Annotated in this window: 29 protein-coding genes and 1 pseudogene; all 30 read left to right on the forward strand. The window is 38.1% G+C overall.

Going from position 1 to position 22,249, the window contains the following annotated elements:
* Positions 1–41 precede the first annotated feature (41 nt).
* The 30 genes and pseudogenes from H3R25_RS01330 to H3R25_RS01475 all read left to right on the forward strand — a co-directional run bounded on the left by H3R25_RS01330 (position 42) and on the right by H3R25_RS01475 (position 22,236).
* The gene (locus tag H3R25_RS01330) at positions 42–407 is read left to right on the forward strand and encodes a YopX family protein (protein WP_198193989.1); all 366 of its coding nucleotides are present in this window, start codon (positions 42–44) and stop codon (positions 405–407) included.
* Positions 408–412: 5 nt separating this feature from the next.
* Positions 413–640, forward strand: a complete 228-nt coding sequence (locus H3R25_RS01335; RefSeq protein WP_198193991.1) for a hypothetical protein — start codon at positions 413–415, stop codon at positions 638–640.
* 13 nt (positions 641–653) lie between these two features.
* Positions 654–803, forward strand: coding sequence for a hypothetical protein (locus H3R25_RS01340; RefSeq protein WP_198193993.1), 150 nt, complete (start codon positions 654–656; stop codon positions 801–803).
* Between the two features lie 22 nt (positions 804–825).
* On the forward strand, positions 826–1,302 hold the full coding sequence (locus H3R25_RS01345; protein ID WP_370567424.1) for a class I SAM-dependent methyltransferase: 477 nt from the start codon (positions 826–828) through the stop codon (positions 1,300–1,302).
* A complete protein-coding gene (locus H3R25_RS01350; RefSeq protein WP_198193995.1) occupies positions 1,302–1,640 on the forward strand; it encodes a VRR-NUC domain-containing protein in 339 nt (112 codons plus the stop codon). The genes H3R25_RS01345 and H3R25_RS01350 overlap by 1 nt, the downstream gene beginning before the upstream one ends.
* Entirely contained in the window at positions 1,624–2,121 is a 498-nt protein-coding gene (locus tag H3R25_RS01355) for a hypothetical protein (RefSeq protein WP_198193996.1), read from the forward strand. Before H3R25_RS01350 ends, H3R25_RS01355 begins: the two co-directional genes overlap by 17 nt.
* A 14-nt stretch (positions 2,122–2,135) precedes the next feature.
* Complete coding sequence (locus tag H3R25_RS01360; RefSeq protein ID WP_198193998.1) at positions 2,136–2,639, forward strand: ArpU family phage packaging/lysis transcriptional regulator; 504 nt, start codon at positions 2,136–2,138, stop codon at positions 2,637–2,639.
* Positions 2,640–2,872: 233 nt separating this feature from the next.
* Positions 2,873–3,667: a hypothetical protein gene (locus H3R25_RS01365; protein WP_198194000.1), complete on the forward strand. Its 795-nt coding sequence runs from the start codon at positions 2,873–2,875 to the stop codon at positions 3,665–3,667.
* A gap of 271 nt (positions 3,668–3,938) precedes the next feature.
* Complete coding sequence (locus tag H3R25_RS01370; protein ID WP_198194001.1) at positions 3,939–4,448, forward strand: terminase small subunit; 510 nt, start codon at positions 3,939–3,941, stop codon at positions 4,446–4,448.
* Complete coding sequence (locus tag H3R25_RS01375) at positions 4,432–5,682, forward strand: PBSX family phage terminase large subunit (RefSeq protein ID WP_198194003.1); 1,251 nt, start codon at positions 4,432–4,434, stop codon at positions 5,680–5,682. The genes H3R25_RS01370 and H3R25_RS01375 overlap by 17 nt, the downstream gene beginning before the upstream one ends.
* The gene (locus H3R25_RS01380; RefSeq protein WP_198194005.1) at positions 5,673–7,112 is read left to right on the forward strand and encodes a phage portal protein; all 1,440 of its coding nucleotides are present in this window, start codon (positions 5,673–5,675) and stop codon (positions 7,110–7,112) included. Before H3R25_RS01375 ends, H3R25_RS01380 begins: the two co-directional genes overlap by 10 nt.
* Positions 7,090–8,496, forward strand: a complete 1,407-nt coding sequence (locus tag H3R25_RS01385) for a minor capsid protein (protein ID WP_198194007.1) — start codon at positions 7,090–7,092, stop codon at positions 8,494–8,496. The genes H3R25_RS01380 and H3R25_RS01385 overlap by 23 nt, the downstream gene beginning before the upstream one ends.
* A gap of 12 nt (positions 8,497–8,508) precedes the next feature.
* Complete coding sequence (locus tag H3R25_RS01390) at positions 8,509–8,718, forward strand: hypothetical protein (protein ID WP_198194009.1); 210 nt, start codon at positions 8,509–8,511, stop codon at positions 8,716–8,718.
* An 8-nt stretch (positions 8,719–8,726) separates the two neighbouring features.
* Positions 8,727–9,065: pseudogene (locus tag H3R25_RS01395) on the forward strand (YjcQ family protein).
* Between the two features lie 118 nt (positions 9,066–9,183).
* Positions 9,184–9,768, forward strand: a complete 585-nt coding sequence (locus H3R25_RS01400) for a phage scaffolding protein (protein ID WP_232354523.1) — start codon at positions 9,184–9,186, stop codon at positions 9,766–9,768.
* 3 nt (positions 9,769–9,771) lie between these two features.
* Positions 9,772–10,782, forward strand: coding sequence for a capsid protein (locus H3R25_RS01405; RefSeq protein ID WP_232349879.1), 1,011 nt, complete (start codon positions 9,772–9,774; stop codon positions 10,780–10,782).
* Positions 10,783–10,784: 2 nt separating this feature from the next.
* Entirely contained in the window at positions 10,785–11,144 is a 360-nt protein-coding gene (locus H3R25_RS01410; protein ID WP_198194011.1) for a hypothetical protein, read from the forward strand.
* Positions 11,144–11,509 carry a hypothetical protein gene (locus H3R25_RS01415; RefSeq protein ID WP_198194382.1) on the forward strand — a complete coding sequence of 122 codons (366 nt, stop codon included), beginning with the start codon at positions 11,144–11,146 and terminating at the stop codon, positions 11,507–11,509. Before H3R25_RS01410 ends, H3R25_RS01415 begins: the two co-directional genes overlap by 1 nt.
* A complete protein-coding gene (locus tag H3R25_RS01420; protein WP_198194013.1) occupies positions 11,506–11,946 on the forward strand; it encodes an HK97-gp10 family putative phage morphogenesis protein in 441 nt (146 codons plus the stop codon). The genes H3R25_RS01415 and H3R25_RS01420 overlap by 4 nt, the downstream gene beginning before the upstream one ends.
* Positions 11,943–12,350, forward strand: coding sequence for a DUF6838 family protein (locus tag H3R25_RS01425; protein ID WP_198194015.1), 408 nt, complete (start codon positions 11,943–11,945; stop codon positions 12,348–12,350). Before H3R25_RS01420 ends, H3R25_RS01425 begins: the two co-directional genes overlap by 4 nt.
* The gene (locus H3R25_RS01430) at positions 12,347–13,777 is read left to right on the forward strand and encodes a phage tail sheath C-terminal domain-containing protein (protein ID WP_198194017.1); all 1,431 of its coding nucleotides are present in this window, start codon (positions 12,347–12,349) and stop codon (positions 13,775–13,777) included. The genes H3R25_RS01425 and H3R25_RS01430 overlap by 4 nt, the downstream gene beginning before the upstream one ends.
* A gap of 15 nt (positions 13,778–13,792) precedes the next feature.
* Entirely contained in the window at positions 13,793–14,281 is a 489-nt protein-coding gene (locus H3R25_RS01435) for a phage tail tube protein (RefSeq protein ID WP_198188747.1), read from the forward strand.
* Positions 14,282–14,298: 17 nt separating this feature from the next.
* A complete protein-coding gene (locus H3R25_RS01440; RefSeq protein ID WP_198194019.1) occupies positions 14,299–14,715 on the forward strand; it encodes a hypothetical protein in 417 nt (138 codons plus the stop codon).
* Between the two features lie 205 nt (positions 14,716–14,920).
* Positions 14,921–18,025: a tape measure protein gene (locus H3R25_RS01445; RefSeq protein ID WP_198194021.1), complete on the forward strand. Its 3,105-nt coding sequence runs from the start codon at positions 14,921–14,923 to the stop codon at positions 18,023–18,025.
* A 13-nt stretch (positions 18,026–18,038) separates the two neighbouring features.
* Positions 18,039–18,725 carry a hypothetical protein gene (locus H3R25_RS01450; RefSeq protein WP_232354525.1) on the forward strand — a complete coding sequence of 229 codons (687 nt, stop codon included), beginning with the start codon at positions 18,039–18,041 and terminating at the stop codon, positions 18,723–18,725.
* Positions 18,722–19,774: a hypothetical protein gene (locus tag H3R25_RS01455; RefSeq protein ID WP_232354526.1), complete on the forward strand. Its 1,053-nt coding sequence runs from the start codon at positions 18,722–18,724 to the stop codon at positions 19,772–19,774. The genes H3R25_RS01450 and H3R25_RS01455 overlap by 4 nt, the downstream gene beginning before the upstream one ends.
* A complete protein-coding gene (locus H3R25_RS01460; protein WP_198194025.1) occupies positions 19,759–20,082 on the forward strand; it encodes a DUF2577 family protein in 324 nt (107 codons plus the stop codon). Before H3R25_RS01455 ends, H3R25_RS01460 begins: the two co-directional genes overlap by 16 nt.
* Before the next feature lies 1 nt (position 20,083).
* On the forward strand, positions 20,084–20,431 hold the full coding sequence (locus H3R25_RS01465) for a DUF2634 domain-containing protein (protein WP_370567418.1): 348 nt from the start codon (positions 20,084–20,086) through the stop codon (positions 20,429–20,431).
* A gap of 115 nt (positions 20,432–20,546) precedes the next feature.
* Positions 20,547–21,695 (forward strand): baseplate J/gp47 family protein, encoded by a 1,149-nt coding sequence (locus tag H3R25_RS01470; protein ID WP_198194026.1) that lies wholly within the window; start codon positions 20,547–20,549, stop codon positions 21,693–21,695.
* Positions 21,688–22,236 (forward strand): putative phage tail protein, encoded by a 549-nt coding sequence (locus H3R25_RS01475; protein ID WP_198194028.1) that lies wholly within the window; start codon positions 21,688–21,690, stop codon positions 22,234–22,236. Before H3R25_RS01470 ends, H3R25_RS01475 begins: the two co-directional genes overlap by 8 nt.
* The last annotated feature ends 13 nt before the right edge of the window (positions 22,237–22,249 follow it).

A 22,249-nucleotide genomic window follows, 5' to 3' on the forward strand; every position in this document is an offset into this window, starting at 1 on the left:
ATAATTTAAAGTTCAGAAAGTGGGACAAACAATCTAAAACTATGAGCGATGTTGAAGTTTTAGATTTACGTCCAGGACAAACATATACAGACAATCCAGTTATTATGCAATCTACTGGTCTTAGAGATGTAAATAGTAAAGAAATTTATGAAGGCGATATTCTAAGTTTACCAACTCATTATCGAATTCTTATGTCTAATGTTGATCGTTGGGTGGATGAATTTTTAGAAGTTAACTATTCTAGCTGGTTTGGCGGGTTTATAGTTTCGCCATCCGAGAAATATCTCAGTGAATATTTGTTTGACGGCTATGATAAAAATGGTTTTTATCACAAATATCCCAAAATTGTCGGGAACATCTATCAAAATTCAGAGTTGGTTAATATGATTGAAAAAGAAAATGAGTGAGTGAAATGGCAGGAATAATCAAATTTCGGGGAACGGGTAGCGATTGTGTTAGCCGAATCTACGAAAAGCAGCTAACCGATTTGAAAGAGTTAAGCATGAAAGTCGAAAACGGACGCTTTGCTTCTTATAAAGCTAAGTTTGGTGGAAGAATATATCGCATTAACAAGGATGTGTTTTTTGAGATATTAGATAGGTTACCTGAAACTAATCTAGTAATCATTAATCCTAATTAGAGGGAGAGTAGTAATGGAAGAAAATGTATATTGCCAAGCGTGTAAACGTGATTTATCCGGAGAAGATGAAGTTATTGTTTTTGACTCTGACATTTTTTGCAGTCCTGAATGTTTAATTCAAAATCTGAAAAACTACGAAGGATTAGAGGAAATGACGGTCTAGGAATATTTGGAAAAAATGGGTGATTAGTAACGTGAAGATACTAGATGCTTGTTGCGGTTCAAAGATGTTCTGGTATGAAAAAAATGAACCGCATACAACATACATTGATAATCGGTCAGAAGTTGACCAAATTAAAGATCGTAATTATGTTCGTAATGTAATAGTTAATCCAGATATTATTGCGGACTTTAGAGATTTGCCTTTTGAAGATAATGAGTTTGATTTAGTAATCTTTGATCCGCCGCATTTAATCCATGCTGGTAATAGTAGTTGGCTAAAAATCAAGTATGGGTGCTTACCTGAAGATTGGCCAAACTACATAAATAAGGGATTTCAAGAATGTTTAAGAGTACTAAAACCAACTGGAACACTATTGTTTAAATGGTCAAATAATCAAATTTCATTTAGCGAAGTGTTTAAGGTTATTGGCCAAAAGCCAATTTTAGGAGATAAACGAGGAAACACAAGATGGTCGATTTATATTAAGGAAAATGATTAATGTCTGAGCACGAAATACAAAAACAAATCATGCGTGAATTATCAATGCATCATTGTACTGTTTTTAGGGCTAATGTAGGTAAAGTGCAGATGCAGAATGGAAGGTGGTTTGATACTGGACTACCTAAAGGACATCCAGATTTATATGGTTTCAGATGGGTGGACAATCAAGTGTTTTATATAGAAGTAAAATCTGAAACTGGTAAACCTAGAGACGACCAAATTAGATTTCATGAGTTTCTTCTGTCACACAATGTAATACACGGTATTGCTCGCAGTACAAAAGATGCTCGAATGATTGTGGAAGGAGGTTTAGTAGGATATGGATATCCCTTATGATTTAATTCATAAATTAGAAAATAAATATGTAACAATGATGAATGTTCCAGAAAGTGATCCTTTGATGATTGAATTACACCAAAAAATCGGCATTAAAAATATAAAACATACAAGTCACCGCAAAAGTTACAAACGACATTATGTTCCTCATTATTATGATGATGAAATTATTGAATTAAATAGAAAAGGTTACTCTATTAATGAAATTAATTATATGACCAAGCGCTCAAATCAAACTATTAGCAATATTTTGCATAACTTTGGATTAAAAACTAAAGATCCTTATATTGGAATTTACAAAGGTATCTATATTTCTAGTTTACAAAATCTATTGTATTGGGGAATTAAAGCAAGAAACTCAATCGAAGTTAATCGTAAAACTAATCAGCAATTTGCTACCAAAAGATATCACTGGTGTGATTTGAGTGAAGGTGACAAATTCATGATTAGGGGAAATAATACTGAAATTTTTACTAAGTAAGAAAGGGAAGAGCTGTGGAAGAAAACGTTGATTTACCAATTGATATTGATCAAAAATTAACTGCTCAAAAGGTGCGCGACTTTTTTAAATATAATTTCGAACACTATCTAATAAGAGCAGGCTATCATCGTACTGATCTAAGCAGTCCACAGCTTGATCCTACTGGAATTATGAGTCATAGTGGTAATTCTGCCGAAGCGAAAATGGCAACAATATTTGAAGCACAGGATAAATGCCAAGCAGTTTATCATGCCATTGATCAATGTGCTGATAGTTCAAAGCAACCATTTCGAACAATTCTAAAATCATTATACATAGATGAACTTAGTGACTGGCAAGTGGCTGCAAAAGTTCAGTATAGTGACTCAAGGTATGGCGACCTAAAGAGGTATGCTTTGTGTCAATTCGCAGACACAATTGATACTTGGAAACTAATTTATAATGTGAAAATTCCAGAACTTAAGGTGTTTAAAAATCGGTGCAATATCGGTTCAGAATCGGGGAAAGGTCGGACTTAGCAAGTGTTATATTTATACCATCGAGAATAAAAGATATTCTTGATAATTGTGTATATGCAAAGGCAAGAATAGGTTCGATTCCTATCGTTGCTATAACGTGTAATTCAATACGGCAGTCAAGGTATATTATTTAGCGGAATTAACCAATTGATTATACGTTTTTATTATATTCACCTCAAAAGAACTAGCTTTAATAGCTAGTTTTTTGTATTATTTTTTATGAGGTGAATAGAATGGCAGATTTTTTTTGTTGGTTAGTTGTGTTTACTTTAATATGGTTATTTATATTTAAATTTAGCTATGGAAAACTAAGAAATTACGTAATTAAGCATAAAAAAGTTTTTATAGTCTTTTTGATTGTTATGAGTGCTTGCATCATGTACGCTGTTCAAAATAATGCAGATAGCATTTTGTATATTTTAAAATATAAAAATACTGCAAGTTGGTTTAGTGCAATAGGCACAGTAGCTGCGACTTTTGTGGCTTTGCTGCCTCAAATTATGAAATTAAAGTCAAGTGACATACTATTTCAAGTTTCAATTGAAAAGGTAGATGCTAAAAGATTTAGAGTAAAATATGAGATTACTAATTTTTTAGATAAATTAGAAAAAATAAAAATAGAAAATTCTTCATTAGAATTTTCTGTTTTTGAACCCGGTAAGTACAGATTAAATCAGATGGAGGCATATTCAGAGAAAGATTCTCTAATTTTTCAGTCCTTTCGTCATAACGTGAATTCAGGTGATGGTCCGGAACAAGCATTATATTTACCAGCTTTTGGCAAAAAGCAAACAATTTATTACTCCAAACCTATATTGATAAATATTATGGAGAGGTATGCAGAAAATAATATTGATTATCATGAAGATGAAATAGATATTCATAAAAACAGGGTAATGTTTGTTCTTCAAAAAGCAAAAATTAGTGTTAAAAGAGATAAAAAAAATTATTATGCAGAAACAAGTTATAAAATAAAAAATTATAATTTTTTCTTTGAACATAGACATAACGTTGAAAATCAGGGCTAATAGTAATCAAGAAATAGTTACTATAATAATATATTAGATTCAAAAATTTAAAAATGTATAAGATGAATGGGCTATTTGTTGATGAATTAAGATTGTTAGCAAAGTAAAGGATACTATTGATAGATAAAATAGAAAAAATGAGATAAATAATGATCAATATTAATAATAATTTCAATTGTGATCATTTGAAATTAAACAAATAAAAATACAGCATGGCATTCGAAGGAATGCTATTTTTTATTTACCCAAACTTAGGAGGTGGTGAAATGATGTGAGTGAATTAAGAGGCAAGCAGCGTAAGTTTGCTGATAATTATATAAAAAGCGGCAATGCGACAGAAGCATATGTTAATGCTGGTTATAAAGTTAGAAGTAATGAAACTGCTAGAGCTAATGCTAGTCGACTGCTAACAAATGCTAACGTGAAAGCTTATATTGAAAGACGGTTAAAACAGCTTGAATCTGCTAAATTAGCAACTGCTCAAGAAACTTTGGAGTATCTCACGTCAGTTATGCGAGGTGAGCAAACAGAGACTGTAGTAACTGCTAAAGGGCTTTATAAAAATGTTGAAGTGTCGGCTAAAGATAGGATAACTGCAGCAAAGGAACTGCTTAAAAGATATCCAGTTGATCCATTGACGAAAGCACAATTACGTAAAATTAAAGCTGATGCAACAATTGCTGAATATCAGGCTGAACAGTTAACATCTGATGACAGCGATACTTCAGTAAACATCAATTTTGATATTCCAAAGGAGGGGGAAAATGCAAGTAAGCCTTAAAGACAACATCTCACCTGCGTTTTATGACCTGTTTTGGGACATACACAACAAAAAACATGCTAATTATTGGCTAAAAGGAGGACGAGGTTCAACTAAGTCCTCTTTTATTTCTCTCATGATCGTTTTAGGTGTGATGCAAGACAAGAATGCTAATGCGATTGTTTTACGTAAAGTAGCTAATACCTTGCGTGATTCGGTATTTGAGCAATACTTGTGGGCAATTGACTTATTGCATGTTGATGAATACTGGCAGTCGTCAGTTAGCCCTATGCAGTTAACATTCAAGCCAACCGGTCAGCAAATCAGATTCAAGGGTGCAGACGACCCACGTAAAATCAAATCGCAAACCTTTCGTCAAGGATATACGAAGTTCAAACACTTTGAAGAGGTTACTGAATTCAAAGGCATGGAAGAAATCAGATCAATCAACCAGTCTCTTGGTCGTGGTGGTTCTGGAATAATTACCTTTTATTCATACAACCCTCCTGCACGGCAATCTAACTGGGTAAATCAGGCGGTTGATAGTGAACAGATGCGTGATGACACGTTAGTTAACTTGTCTGATTACCGCTCAGTTCCTAAAGCATGGCTTGGTATTGAGTTCCTGACAGACGCAGAGCAACTTAAAAAGGACAACGAGAAAGCATATCGTCACGAGTATTTAGGTGAAGTTACAGGTACTGGTGCAGAAGTGTTCAACAACATTACTACACGAGCTATTACTGATGATGAGATTGCTACCTTTGACAAGGTTTATCATGGTCTAGACTTCGGTTTCGCTCATGATCCGACGGCTTACGTAAAAATATATTGGGATGCGGCAAGACGTCGCATTTTTATTTTCGATGAATTCGAACGTGTAGGTTTAAAGAATCGTGATGCGGTTGAAATGATTAAGCAACGGAATCCGTTGAACGAACCTGTGATTGCTGATTCAGCATCCCCTGGAACAATTGCCGAGTACCGTGACTTAGGCTTGAACATCTATGGTGCTCGCAAAGGGCAAGGCTCTCGTGATCATGGCTACAAGTGGCTTGAAGACTTACGAGAAATTGTCATTGACCCTGCCAGATGTCCGGATGCATGGCGTGAGTTTACGGGTTATGAGTTTGAGTTGGATTTGAACGGTAACTACAAATCTGGATACCCAGATGGCAATGATCACACAATGGACGCTACACGTTATGCACTTGAAAGATTAATTCAGAAAGGAGGTTTCGAACCTTGGAAGTAGAAGCAATGAAAAAGCTATTGCAAAGCACGCAAGCAAGACGTAAAAATTTTATAGAACGATATAGTACCTCTAAAAGATATTATCTGAATGAAAATGACATAACATCTAAAAATAATGGCGAGTCCAAAACGAAGGAAGAAGATGCTGGTAAAGAAAGCAAAAATCCTTTTAGAGCAGCTGATAACAGAGTAAGCTCAAACTTCCACCAGTTGTTAGTTGACCAAGAAGCAGGCTATTTAGCTACGAAGCCACCAACTATTGATGTTGATGACGATAAACTAAATCAGCAAATCAAAAACACATTAGGCGATAACTTTGGATTAAGGCTGAATGAACTAGTTGTAGATGCAGCTAATGCTGGTGTGGCATGGCTACACTACTGGATTGATGAAAATAAGCAATTTAGATATGCCATTGTGCCTCCTGACCAAGTGACTCCGATTTACTCAAGTGATTTAAACAGAAAGCTTATTGCGCTAAGACGTTCATACAAAGAGCTTAATAAGGACACAGCCAAGGAGTACTGGGTACATGAGTTCTGGGACGATGAAGCCGTAACTGTATTTAAGTCAAAAGATGAGCAATTTACTGACCTTCAGACAATAGATTCCCGATTTGCAATTTATGATGCAACTACTGACGCTAAGACTGGCAATTCAAGTGTTAACCATCATGGACTAGGTCGTATTCCGTTTATTGCCTTTCCTAAAAATAAAGAAAAGCAACCTGATCTATATCATTACAAGGGCTTAATTGATGTCTATGACAAGATATATAACGGATATGTTAATGACCTTGATGATATTCAGCAGGTTTTCTTAATTCTTAAAAATTATGATGGTCAAGACTTAGACGAGTTTAGGAAAAACCTACAAAGGTACAAGTCAATTAAAGTTAGAAGTATGGGTAGTGGCGACGACTCAGGAGTTGATCAACTGGCGGTTGACATACCAACTGAAGCCCGCAACTCAATGCTTGAAACTACTAAGACTAACATCTTTGTTCATGTACAAGGAATTGACCCAACAGACTTTAAAACTAACAATGCAACGGGTACGGCAATTAAGATGTTGTATTCCCATTTAGAGTTAAAAGCAGCTAAAACAGAAGCTTATTTCAGGGATGCCTTAACAGAATTGGTTAGAGCAATTATGAACTGGCTCAATGTGCCCGATGCTGATAGAAGACCAATCGAACAAACCTGGACTAGAACAGCCATTCAGAATGACGTTGAAAAAGCTCAAGTGGTTGCTCAGTTGGCAAATTGGACTAGCAAAGAGGCGATTGCTAAGGCAAATCCAATTGTTGAAGATTGGCAGCAAGAGCTCAAGGACGAACAGGAAGATCTGAAGAACCGTAATGATGAGTATGGTAACCCTGACAACCTAAACGGCGATGGTGACAATAATGACGGCCAAGAGAGAGGTTAATTATTGGAAACGTCGCTTTCTTTTTGAGAAGAAGCAACAACTGCAAAACACTGCTGAATATGAAACAGCAATGCGCGCCAGACTTAAAGAAGTTGAGCAGGTGCTAGAGCAGGAAGTCGACTATTGGTTAAAACGATATGCTGCTAATCAGGAAATTACCGTTAAAGATGCTCGTAAGATACTATCAACCATCGGCACACGTGACTGGCATATGACGTTGAAAGAATTCAAAACCAAGGCTAAAGCTGGCGGCTTTGATAAAGAGTTAGACGCCGAGTATTTTCGTAGCCAATTATCAAGATTGGAGAACATAGACGAGCAATTAACTAACTTGCTGGCTCAATATGCGACAGCTGAGACGGACAAAATGGGGAAGAGTCTATCTAACCAGTATCAGCAAACGTACATGCACAGCATCTATTTAACGCAAATAGAAAAGGCTAAACTATCTAGTAACTTTGCAAATGTTAATGAGTACCAGGTAAAAGCAATTGTGCACAAGCCATGGCGTGGCAGTGATTTCTCAAAACGTATTTGGAAGAATTACACTGAAGTGTTACCGAATGAACTAGGAGATGCTTTATTGCGTGGTTCTGTTCTGGGACATTCAAATGAGCAGATTTTTAAGATGATGCGCCAACGCTTAAAAGACGTTGAAGACTATCAACTGCATAGGCTTGTTATTACTGAAATGGGACATGTAGCTGAAACTGCAACAGCCGAAGCATACAAAGAAGAAGGAATTGAACAGTATCAATATTTAGCAACTCTTGAGTCTCACACTTGTGATGAATGTGCGCATTTAGATGGTCAAGTATTTGAATTAAAAGACAAAGTTGAAGGCTTAAATTATCCCCTAATACATCCATACTGTAGATGCACAACTATGCCGTACATTAAGGGATTGCCTGACAGCTCTGAACGCTGGGTTCGTGATCCTGAAACTGGTAAGGGCTATTATGTTGACAACATGACTTTCGACCAGTGGAAGAAGGCAATTGAATATCAAAGGCAAAATGAGTCGTTACCAAATTCTGCCGCTAGATGTATTTCAAAAAAAGGCAATTATAACTGGAACGAACTCAATGCAGAGCAGTATAATAAACATGTAAAGGGAACGCCCGAATTTGATAACTATGCTAAAGGTCGTAAACGGCCAGTAAGCGAATTAATTATCTCACCCGCTGAAACTCAAGCATTGATTGGGAAATATGGCAAGAAACGTCAGAATACGGATAAACAAAAGGTTTTGTTCAACCATAATTCTTATATAGGCTTATGGGCTGACATAAATGGCAATTATTATCCAACTAAGCAGGGACGTATCGGCTACAGTAAGAGAGGCTGTCATGTCACGCCACAGAAGCCAGATTATTTAAAATAAGGAGGGCAAATCATGAACCCACAAAAAATGACGATTAAAGAAATTGATCAGCATTTCTATGGCAGGAATGTGAAGTTCACTTTAAAGAATGGTAAGCATAAAACGATATTTGTTGAGGACATTTTGAATGAAGATGATGATGAGCCTGAGCTTACTTTCATTGGCGGGACTTTAGAAGACGAGATAGGCATTTCTGATATTGTTAGTGCAGTACCAGTATAGGCAGAGCAATGAGTAATAATGATTATTTCGCAATTGCATACAAAATATTGAGTTATCTAAAATATTGCTATGAAAACGGCCAAGATGCAGATCCTGACATACTAAAAGCAGATACCTTTAATATATCCCAACAGCAATTTGTGCGTACACTACAGATGCTGTTTAAAGATGGTTATATTGAAGGTACTACGTTTTCTCCATTGTAAAGTGGCGGTATACTCTTGGGTAATAGGAGCAGTACGGTTATAACAAGCGATGGATTGCAATATCTTGCAGAAAACTCAATGATGCAGAAAGCATATAGAATTTTTAAGGAAGTCAGGGATTGGCTTCCACTAATCAAATAAATTAAAGCAGCATAACAGCTGCTTTTTTTGTTGCCCTGAGCATGGCGTAAAAAGGCTTATTTTTTATACCTTAATTTGTGGTCGCTCCACGTAAAAATATTGCGAGAGAGGAAATAAAATGGCAAATAGAATTTCAAGAGAAAAGTTAATAAAAATTGGTTTAAGTAATGAACAAATGGAAAAGATTGTTGCACTTCATGGTGCAGATATTGAAGAGTTGAAAGCCAAGTCCGATGAATTAATTAATTCAAAAACTGAGGAATTGAAAAAAGCTAATGAGTCCTTGCAGTCGCAAATTGCTGAACGAGATAAGGATTTGAAGTCACTCAAAAAGCAAGCAGGAGACAACGAGGAACTCGGTAATAAGTTCAAGGAACTTCAGGACAAATACAAGCATGACACAGAGGACTTAACCAAGGAATTGCAACAAACCAAGCTCAATAGCGCAGTTGACAGTGCATTGGGGAAAGCAAAAGTGCGCAATACCAAGGCGGCTAAAGCTCTTTTGAATATGGACGATATACAGCTCAACGACAAGGGCGAGCTTGAAGGCTTAGACAATCAAATTAATTCATTACAAAAATCAGATGGCTATCTGTTTGACCAGGGAAGTAAAGAACCGTATCAACCGCAAGGTGGTGACGGCAATACAGACCCTGATCCAGTAGCCATCATGACTAATATTTTTAAAGGAGATAGATAAAATATGGCAACAGTTAATTACGCAGAACAATACCAGAAAGCAGTACAACAAGCATTTTATGATGGATACTTATATACTTCACCGTTATGGAATTCACCAAGTAATAGTTTGATTGATTTTGACGGTGCTAAACACATTAAGCTTCCAAGATTGACCATTGAAGAAGGTCGACGTGATAGAAAACGTAGAACGATTGAAGATATCCGAGCAAACTACACCAATGATTGGGATTCCTATGAAATTACAAATGAACGTTACTGGAGTACCTTAGTTGATCCATCAGATGTTGATGAAACTAATTACGTTACTACAATGGCGAACATTACTCGTCAATTCAATATCGATGAAAAAATGCCTGAAATGGACAAGTTTATGTTTAGTAAATTGTTCAAAGAAAAAGAGCAATTGGATAGTGGCAAGGGAATCACAACAGATACTCTTGATGAGAAAAACATTTTAACTGCTTTTGATAATATGATGCTTGATTTTGATGAAGCACGTATCCCTGCACAAAATAGATTTTTATATGTCACACCAGAAGTTAACGCTATTTTAAAGCGCGCCGAAGTAATGAATAGAGAATTGGTTCTTAAAGACCCTAATTCTGTTGAACGTAGAGTTTACAGCTTAGACTCAGTTACAATCGTAGTTATCCCATCAGATTTAATGCACACAGCATATGATTTTACAGTTGGCGCTAAGACAATTGATGATTCTAAGCAAATTGAAATGATGTTGATTTATAACGGCGTTCAAATTGCGCCAGAAAAATACTCTTTTGCTGGTTTTGATGACCCAAGTGCAGCTACCAACGGTAATTACCTTTACTATGAACAATCATATAACGATGTGCTTTTGTTAAAGACTAAGACAGCTGGTATTCAATTCGTTATTAAGGACAGACCAGCTCCACAAACACCAGCAACTAAAGCTGCAGTAGATGAATCTGCTGATGATGCAGACAGCGCTAAGGAAACTAAAACAACTAAGACAGCAGCTAAAAGTGGGAAGTAAAGATGAATGACGAACGCAAAAAGGAGATTAAAGATAAGGTCACCCAATTACTGAGTGATAAAGCGAACAACGATCTGATTGATTTCAGTGTGGATAGAGTTATCCAATCCGTAGCAAACTTCACCAACATTCCCGTTGATGAATTGCCATTAGAAATAGATAGCACTATTACAGCAATGTGCTTGCAATTATTACAGACACATGATTGGACTAGCAATGATGTGGTCAATTCAATCAGCGAAGGAGATGTATCGGTTAATTTTGGTTCACCAGCAGAGCTTTATGCTCAAGTGCAGAAAATTAATCCGGTTACAGACGATTTCATTAGTGATTTAATCCATTTTAGGAGACTACCACAATGATTAACGCATTTAACAAGCTAAAAGAAGTGGCACCCATGCTATGGAATGACAAAGTGACTATTCAAACCACTAAGAAAGTGATTAATGAGCACCACATAACCACCAGTGAGCCTGTGACGGTAGTTTTAGATGAGCCAGCTAAAGTTATACTCAAAGGGCTAAAAGCTGGTGAGCAGTCGTTTTTTGGTACAGATGAATATGATGCAAAGCTTTTAATTAGAACAGGAATAGATGTACCGGCAGGTGCCACAATAACAGTGACAGATGTTAATGGCCAAACTACCAAGTATAAACGGAGTAGTAAGAGCTATTCTGGCTATGTAAGCCATCAAGAAATAGCTATGACAAGGGATGAAAAAGCATGAGCGCATTTGGAGATTTTGACAATGCTGAGTTTGAAGCATTTGCCCAACGTGTTAATTCACAAATTTCGGGCGGTCAGTTGAAAAATGAAGTCAAAAAGAGCGTGAAGAATGTTGGAGAAACATATAAACGCAATGCTGAAAGCAGGACACCAGTTCAATCTGGTGAGTTAAGGCGTAGTTGGCAACTCAAAGGACCGTTTTTTAGTGGCACAGATATATCAGTGGAATTACGCAATAGCAAAAACTATGCTTCATTCGTGGAGAATGGTCACAGGCAGACACCTGGTAGATATGTACCTGCGATTGGTAAAAAGCTAAAAGCTAGTTGGGTTCCAGGACAGCATTTCTTACAAAAAGCAACTGATGAAACCAAAGGACAGGTTCCGCAATTGCTCACTCCTGTAATGAATGACATTCTAAGGAGGTTAATGGATTGACAATTATTGAACGTATTGCTAACGAGATAGCACGGCTATTCCCTGATGCAACCATCTACACGGAAAATCAATCAGACGGTTTTAATGAGCCGTCTTTTTTTGTTGAGAAAATCAATACGTCTTCAACAGTGGAACAGTTTGACAGGCAGTTACGCAAGTATGAATATCAGGTGGTTTATTTTCCTGATCCGGACAATCCTAAAACGGATATGGAGCTAATGGGAGACTATCTGTTGAGTGGTTTGTTAGAGCTAAAAGACTATGCTCCGTTAAGGCATATACAGGTTACGCAGCAAGAAGACAACACGCTAATCTATCAATTCGAAGTTTGGGGTAGATTCTACCCGGATAAAAAAGATGAAATCAAATTAAACAAAGAAGAAGTGAAAGGACAAATTAAATGAGTTGGAAAAGTGAAAACAAACGCCGTCCTGGTGCCTACATTAATGTTGTGGGTAAAGGCAATAACAATAATGGCGCGGATATTGGACGAACATTGCTACCAGTTAGCACACAACTAAACTGGGGAGCTAAAGGGATTATTAAGCTAAATAGTGATTCAAATTTTCAGGCACTGCTTGGCCATGACATTGATGAACCTGAACTGCAAACACTCCACGAAGTGCTTAAGGGAGCAAACACAGTATTGTTACTTAACAACAATGACGGTACTGCGGCTTCGGCAACGGAGGCTACACTACCATGGACAATGACTGCTAAGTATCCTGGTACATTAGGCAACAACTTGCATGTAACGGTTGAAAAAAATGATAGCAAGGTGACTGTATCAACACTGTTTGGCACAAAGGTGGTTGACCAACAAGTAATTGGTGTTGATAAGCCGAATACGCTATTTGACAACGATTATGTCAGTTTTAAGTTGACTAGTGAAATGACACCTCAGCCACCATCATCAGGCAGTGATGGCAATGACAGTAATGGTAGTGATGGTGGTAAAACTACTAAAGCAAGCAAAGCACCAGTAGTAATGGCATCTAAGCTGGATCAGTTATCAAGTGACGTGACTGTTGATTTGACAGGTGGGACAACATCCCCAGTTAAGATTAGTGACCTGCTTAATGATGCGCTTGAAACAGAAGACTACGACGTAGCCACTACTGCAGGTTTTCCGGTTGATAGTCCGCTACACAAGCAATTAGTCGATAAAATCAAACATTTGCGTGAAGACAATGATATTAAAGTACGTGGTGTTATCCCTTATACAGGTGACAAAGTTAACTATGAGGGTATTTCTACAGTAGCTAACGGTGTTGTATTAGGCGACGGCACAGAGTTAGATGCAACAGTAGCTGCAGGTTTCTTTGCAGGAGCATCAAGTTCTGCAAATGCAGCCAAATCATTGACCTACGTTGAATATCCAGATGCTATCAGTGCATATCCTAAATTCAGCAATGACCGGACAATTGAAGCTTTAGAAAATGGTGAAATTGTCTTTACGACAAAACGCAATGAGACAGTTGTAATTGAGCAAGACATTAACTCGTTGACCAAAGTAACTGCAGAAAAACCAGTATTTTTCAGTAAAAACCGTGTAGTCCGCACAATGGACACAGTTGTAACTTATGCTAAACGAACTTTTGAAGATATGTTTATTGGGAAAATCACAAACAATGCAGCTGGACGTGATTTGTTCAAGGCAAACATAGTCAGTTATTTGCAGGGGTTGTCAAGTTCTGGCGTAATCACTGATTTTAAGGAAGACGACATTACGGTAGAAGCCGGAAATGACCGTGATGCAATACTGGTTAACTTAGCAGTAAAACCATTGGATTCAATGGAAAAACTATATATGACAATGGTCGTTCAATAATAGGAGGCAAAGTAAATGGCAGATGAAACAGTAAGCACAGTTGGCAGTTTTTTAAATGGTCGAGACACCATTTCGACTAAAGATGCCAAAGTATATGTCACGATTGAAGGCAAAGTTATTCCGCTCATTGAATGTAAAAAATTTAGTGCAAAGTTGGAAAAAAACAAAGAGGATGTTCAGACATTAGGAAGTCGTTGGAAGCACAAGAAAGTAACTTCGGTAGAAGGTACTGGAACACTTGGAGGTTACCTAATTAGTTCAAATTGGACTAAATACGCCCTGCCTTATATTAATGGTGGTAAAGATTTATACTTTGAAATCACGCTAACAATCAACGATCCAACTAGCCGTGCAGGAACACAAACACTACATTTTGGCGAGGTAAATCTAGATGACATACCATTTGCAGACTTTGAAGCAGATGATGGAGTAATGGATTGGGAGTCAGACTTCACATTCGAACAAGTAAACCTAGTTACACCATTTGATGGATTTGAAATTTAATATAGGAGAAAAAGAACATGGCATATAATGTGGAAGACTTTTTAGCAGAAAACGTAAAGAGCAAGGTTGAGACTAAGAATGTAAAATTTGATGGCTTTAAATCGCCATTTGTCATCAAAGCATTGACAGCAGATGAGTTTAGTGAACTCCAAAAGCAAGCTACTACTAGTTATATTAATAAAAAAACGCACCAACGCGTTCAAGAATCGGATCAAAATAAACTAGTAGATCTAATGATGTCAAAAGCAGTTATTCAGCCAGATTTAAATGATGAGAAACTGCAAAAATCTTGGGGATGCATTGCCGACCCAGCTGGTGTTTTGAAAAAAATGTTAAATGCTGGTCAATATACTGACTTAGGTAATGCAATCCAAGAGTTATCAGGATTTGATATTGATAGCATTGATAATTTTGTAGAACAAGCAAAAAACTAATTACAGAGTCCTATGGGGACTTCAGCGTATATTACTACTGTCTGAATGAATACCATTGGACTCCAGGACAATGGGCTCAATTGTCCCAAAAAGAAAAGGCACTAGTAATAGCTTCAATTCAAATTCGTCAAAAGGAAGAAAAGAAGCAAGAACGTGAAGCTAAGCGTAAGGCAAAATCTAAACATATATAGAAAGGAGGTAACACGTGGCAACTGTTAGTGGAACATTACGTATTAATGATGCATTCAGCAACACGCTTAACCGCTTTAATGCTGGTGTAACTAGGGCATCAGAAATGACTGGTCGTCTTAAAGCTGCAATGTCAGGAGGTTCCAGCAGCATTAACTCACTGAATAAAGGTCTGGGGTCCGCTCATCTTGGTATGAAAGAGTTGATTGCAGGTTCAGCCATTGGTGGGATGATTAGTTCCGCAATGGGTGTTGCTGGAACAGGTGTCCGTGCCTTTGTCGGCGAACTAAATGAATCTACTAAGGCATGGTCAACATTTGAAGGTAATATGCATCAAATTGGCAAAAGTCCAGCTGCAATTGCTAGTGCAAAAAAATCACTACAGCAATTCGCTCAAGACACCATTTATTCTTCATCTGATATGGCTCAAACATATAGCCAATTGGCTGCAGTAGGTACCAAAAATACTACTAAATTAGTTAAAGGTTTTGGTGGATTAGCAGCAGCAGCGACTGACCCACAGCAGGCAATGAAGACATTGTCGGAGCAGGCTACGCAAATGGCTGCTAAGCCTATGGTGCAATGGCAAGATTTTAAATTAATGCTGGAACAAACACCAGCAGGTATGGCTGCAGTCGGCAAGACAATGGGTATGAACACTAAGCAATTAGTTAAAGCAGTACAAGATGGCAAAATTAAAACTGAGGACTTTCTAGCAGCCATCGCTAAAACTGGTACTAATGCAAACTTCTCAAAAATGGCAACACAGTATAAAACTGTTGGGCAAGCTTTAGATGGTCTGAAAGAAACTATTGCTAACAAAGTTCAACCCCAGTTCAAGAAGTTGAGCGACATTGGAATAAAAGCTATTAGCGGAATTACTGACAAACTAGGTAATGTCAATTTTAAACCATTCTCTGACGAATTATTGAACACAGTTAATTACGTCAAGCCTATTTTGGACAAAGTAAAACTAGGTATTCAGGACGTTGTTGACGGCTTTAATTCTACGGGTGCTGGTACTGAAATCAGTCAAATGTTTCAGCAAATTGCAGATTCAGCAAGTAATTTAACAGACACATTCAGCGGAAGTGGTATCTATTCCACAATCGGCACTACTATAGGCAACATGGCCGGTGGACTAGCAAAATTTATTGGTACACTGGCGAGTGTTACAGGTAAGCTTGATCCAGGCACTTTGAAAGCTCTAGGAGCTGCATTACTAGTTCTTAAAGCAGGAACTAAAGGTCTGGTATTAACAGCAGTTGTTGTTGGGCTTAAGGCATTAAATAAGTTAAATCCAAGTCAATTACAATCGCTTGCAAAAGCAGTGACAGCTTTAGCGATTGCCTTTGCTGCGTTCAAAGTACTTAAAGGTGTTAAAGATGTTTTCGGTAGTCTAAAAGGACTAGGTGCTCTGGGTAAAATATTTAAGCGTACACCTAAAACTCCTAATTTACCGGCATTGTCTGAAGCTCCAAAATCTGGCGGTAATGCTGCCTCGACATTTGCAACAATGGGCAGTGCAATGTTGAAATTAGGAGCGGCAGCTCTCACAGCTGGTGCTGGTTTCGCTTTACTTGCATATGGCATTAAAACCATTGCACAGGGTGGTTCAACAGCAATAGGTGTTTTGATAGGTGTAGGTGTAGCAATTATTGTGATATTAGTGGCAATTGCTGCACTTTCGAAGCCATTAGATGTTGCAGCGGTTGGACTTTTTGCAATCGGTGTTGCAGCGCTTTTGGCTGGTGTCGGAATATTGGCAGCAACATTTGGTTTGTCATTACTAGCTAAAGAATTGCCAACAATAGCACAATATGGGCTTCAAGCAGCATTTAATATCTTGGTATTGTCAGCAGCAATGGCTGTCTTTGCTTTGGGTGCAATAATTGCTACAGTTGGCTTGATTGCATTGGCAGTTGGCCTAGTAGTATTAGCAGTTGGCATGGGAGTCGCAGCAATTGGTGGACTGCTATTTGCAGCTGCTTTAATTGCTGTTGCTATCGGTGCAATAATCGCCACAGTGGGCGTTGCACTGTTAGCTGTAGGTGTAATGATTTTGGCCGCGTCATCCATAGTTGCAGCAATAGGCTTGATTATGATGGCTGTCGGTATAACTCTAATTGCAGCAGTTGGAATAGTAGCCGCACTGGGCTTAATGCTCTTTGCAGTTGCATTGATGATAGCAGCTCCATTGATGATGATTGCCGCAGTTGGTGCATTACTATTAGGAGTAGCTGCAATTATCCTAGGCGCAGGATTATTGGTAGTTGGTGCTGCTTTGTTAGTTGTTGCAGGTGGTTTGATAGCTGTAGGCGTAGCTGTGATGGTACTGGTAACCATGTTTATCATGGCGGGAACCATGATGGTTACAGCTATCACTAGTGCAATGAGTAATGTTGTAAGTAGCGTTAGAAATGGTGTCTCAAATGCAGTCAATGCTGCTAGAAGCTTTGCAGGGGCTTTAGTAAGTGTAGGACGTGACCTAATTCAAGGATTAGTCAATGGTATCAAATCTATGGTTGGCGCAGCAGTTAATGCTGTGTCAAGTGTAGCAAGCAGAGTTGTAGGCGCAACTAAGAACATACTGCATATTGGCTCACCATCTAAACTATTTAACCAATACGGTCGCTGGGTTGACCAGGGACTAGCAATTGGATTGGCCCATGATGCTGATTTGGCAAGTAATGCTTCTGCCGAAATGGCAGCGGGAGTTGTAGCAGCAGCTTCAGATATGACGCCAACACTTAACCCTTTATCAATTGGCAAAACTAATGTAGGTAACTTGCTTGCAAATGGTTTTGATAGAGCAACAACAGCTGTAAATAGCGTTGCCAATGCGCTAAGTGGATTGGATGGCACTACAGCAGGAATTGGTATTAATGAACAAGATCAATTTGATGCTTCAATCAGTAGCAATGACGCTAATGGTTCGAATTTAATTGGAACTAAATTCGGCGGTAGCAGCGCAAATAATGACAATCGAAGTTCAACTGTCACAATTGAAAGTGGCGCTATCCAGATTAACAGCACAGGCAATACTGACTATGATGCTGATATGCTTTTAGAAGCTATTGAAAATAGACTAATTGCGCAAAACGAGAAAGCATTAAACTAGGGAGGTGATATTAATGGATGGTTTTGGTATTTTCCTTACGGATTATAAAACGAGTAAAACTATCCAATTGCCGGTTAACCCGGCAGCTTTAAAGCTTAAATTAGAGGGTGATAATAAAAGTCAGACCGTTGTTAATTTGGGCGAAATTAATCGACTTGGTAATTTAAAATTAGCTGAAACATCAATAGAAAGCACACTTCCGTGTGATGTGACTACATATGTTGCAGATGATAATTTGCAAGAGCCACAATTCTATATTAATTTCATTAAAAAAATTCAAAAAGCAAAGGGACATATTCAATTTGTAGTTGCTAACACAAAAATCAGCATGCCGATGACTATTGAAAGTTTCGAATATGGTTTTGCTGATAGCTATGATGAAGAGTATGTTTACACGCTTGATTTAAAGCAATATCGTGAGTTTGCAGCTACTAAAGTTTCAAAGTCCAAGAAAAAGAAGAAAAAATCCAAAAAAGGCAAAAAAAGGATTGCGCCACCTAAGAAATTTGGGGTTGGATCAAGTGTTGTAGTTAATGGCAGATTGTATATGGATTCAAACGGCAATGGACCTGGAGCTTATGAGAAAAATGTTAAGCGTCAAGTAATCAACATTGCTACGGGTCGTAAGTATCCTATTTGTGTTGGTATCAACGGTGTAGCACGTGGCTGGGTTAAGAAAAGTGATGTGAAAAAAGCATGAAGGCTACTACTTTTGAATTGGTGCGTAGAAGCAACATGTATCGCAAATCTAAGAAAAATGGTAAAGGAACCACGTATGATTTGAGAGAAGTTGTTACCAATATTAAATGGATAACTGACCTTAATTTTAGTGCTGGCGAATTGACGTTTGACTTAATTCAGAAAGCACATCCGATTATTCCTTATACGGGAGACATTATTAAGTTTCGTTGGGAGCACCATAAAACTTTTTATGGCTACGTCTTTAAATATGCGGTCAAAGACGATAACACACTCAGTGTTACATGTTATGACAAAGAACGTTATCTAAAGAACCAAGACTCAATTGTATGGCAGGCTGGCACTATTGCCGACCGGTTTAACAATGTCTGCAAACGTGCAGGAATTAAGCATAAAGTAGTTAACAAGCCCACTCACAAGGTGGCAGCTGAGGTGTGTGATGGCAAAACATACTTTGACATGCTCAAGAGTGCTATTACTAAGACAAAGACAGCAACTAAGCACATGTACTATGTGTATTGTAATTACGATACTGTAGAGCTACGGCGTGCACCCTATAAGAAACTGAAAATCATTATTGGTAGTAAGTCGGCTATGACCGGCTTTTCTTATGCGGTTGATATTAACAATACAGCAAACGTAGTTAAGGTTATTCAAAAGGATACAAAAAAATCCAAGTCGAAGTCAGCCACAGCTAAGCAAGATGATCCGAAACGTACTAGTTTTAAATCTACTAGCGCAAAAGGTAAATCAACGGAGCAATGGGGCAAGTTGCAGGTTACGGTTAACAAGAAAAACAAAGCTAATCATGCCCAAATGGTTAAGCAAGCTAAAGATGAGCTTGCTAAGCGCAATCGTGCTAATAAAACATTGACAATTGACTGTATTGGCAATGTTGACCTTGTTGCCGGTAATGCCGTTACTATTAAAATTAACGATATTAATAAGACACTTAAAAATTGCCCAATTCTAAAAGCAGAGCATAATTTTGGCACTGATTATACGTGTCATTTAACGATGAAAGTGGGTGCTTCATGGCTGGAGAACTAATAATCGAAATGCTAAATAAACGTGGTGGCAAGGACAGTGATTATGCTGACGTTGTTTATGGCGAAGTAACTAGTGACAAGCCATTAAAGGTGCAACTATCTAACAACATGGTTATTGACGATAATTTTATCGTTCTTGGTCGAAATATTGGTAAACACAAGGTTTCGGGTAAAGGTGAAGTTAGTGGCCAAAAAATTAGCTTCAAGAACTTAGAAATAGACAATAGTTTGAAAAAAGGCGACAAAGTGACCATGATCCGTATGGATGGCGGACAGCAGTTTTATCTATTTGAAAGAGAGGAGGGATAGCATGGACGATGATGATAATATTATTGTTACTGAAGATGACAATATGGACGATGAAAGTGCCGAGCTTGAAGATACCGACATTGACGCAGATAGCGATGACGATGAAGTCCTGGAAGATGAGCCAACTTTAACGTTTAAGGTTGAAAATGGTCGTATTAGGGGCAAGGTTGACGAACAAGCAGCTATGGTTCAAGCAATTGACAAAATACTTCAAACTGAACGTCTAGTCTATCCTATCTATTCTGAGCAATATGGTAATGACTTTAATGACCTAATTGGCAAAAATATGGGCTATGCCAAAGTTGAAGTTGACCGAATGCTGAAAGAGGCATTATTAGCTGACGACTGAGTCACCGATGTTCAAATTGACGAAATAGAGCAGATTAACCGCGATACCTTGCAGGTCAAGGGGACGTGCTTCACAGTTTTCGGAAAAATCAATATAGATAGTGAGGTGGATATAGATGAATCCTGATGAATTAGCTGCTAATTATATGGCGCAAGATTTTGAATATTGGTTAAATCTGATGCTAGATAATGTACCAGATGATATTGACCAGCGGGTGGGCTCAATTATATATGACGCAGTAGCTCCTGCAGCTATGGTAATGGCACAACAGTCACTGTCATTAGCTAATATTGTCAAGCAAACTTATATCAAGACTGCGCAAGGGGAATTTTTAGATTATCGTGCGGCTGAACACGGAACAGCCAGATACGCAGCAACGCAAACAGAAGTTAAGGCTAAATTTTTAGATTCTGACAGTAACGCGATTAATAATGTTCAAATAGGCGACCAATTCGCAAGTATTGGCGAAACGCCTATTTTTTATACCGTGAAAAAAATCAATGATGATTTGACAGGCGAATTAACTGCGGATGATCCAGGGACAGCAGCCAACTCATATATTGGCCAAATACTGCCAGTAACCAGTAACGACAGCTTATCATGGGCTGAAATCACTGAAATAGTGGCTCCTGCAAGGGATGAAGAAACAGATAACCACTTGCGTGACCGTCTGTTAAGAGCTGATGACTGGATTGCCTACGGTGGCAATATTACTGATTACTTGGCAATGCTCAGCAAAATAAGCGAAGTTGGAGCTGGGCAGGTTTATCCGGTTTGGAATGGTGCAGGCACTGTTAAGCTTGTTATTGTTGACAATAATCTAATGCCTGCTAGTGCCGACTTAGTCAAAAAAGTGAAGAATATCATTGATCCTACTGACAATGAGAGTCAAGGTTATGGTCTAGCGCCAATCGACCATCAAGTAACTGTAGTTGCACCAACACCATTGACAGTTAACATAGCAGCAACGGTCAACATTGATGGCACGCATGGAGCAGACACAGTTAAGGCAAAAATCAAAACTGCTATCGAAGAGTATTTTAAGTTGCTACGGCAAAGCTGGAACAACATTGATGCAAAAACTGGGCGAGGATATTCTCAGACTATTTATCGCTCCAAAATACTGTCCCAAATAATGATGGTTGATGGGGTAATCAATGCATCTGTTCCAACTTTGAATGGTGCCGACCAAGACATTACGCTTGTGTTTAACAATCAAACATCACAGCTGCCAGTTCTAGGGGAGGTAAAGATAGATGGCTAACAATTTAATGGACTATCTTCCTGACTATTACAATGATGTTTACGAAATGCAGGCAATAATGCACGCACAGGGTAACGTCTTAGACAGGGCAGAAAGTGAACAGTTACGTTTGCTTTTAAATCAGTTTGTTACTCAAACAGATGCGAAAGGTATTTCCGTTTTCGAAGACCAAGTAGGTATTAAGCCTGCCCAAAATGATGATTTGGAGACAAGGCAAAACAAGGTACTAATGCGACTATTGCCGCCAAGACCGATTACCATTAGCTACTTGCGAGATTTATTTGCGACCCTTAAAATTCCTGCGACAATCACAGTCATTCAAAGGAATGCAATCGTTGAAGCGAAAAGTGCCGAAATTGATAGTAGTCAGATTGAAAATATTAAGTATCTACTTAACATCTATCTCCCTGCTAACATGATTTATGAAATTAGAGTTGCATTAAACAGAGCAGAAATATCAAGCGACATAAAAATTGGTATCGGCACCTGGTATCAAGCAAAAGCTACTACACAAGCTAATGTGTCGCAATTCATCAATTAGAAAGGAGTGGTAA

This window comes from Lactobacillus sp. M0390 (assembly GCF_016102085.1).
GTDB lineage: Bacteria > Bacillota > Bacilli > Lactobacillales > Lactobacillaceae > Lactobacillus > Lactobacillus apis.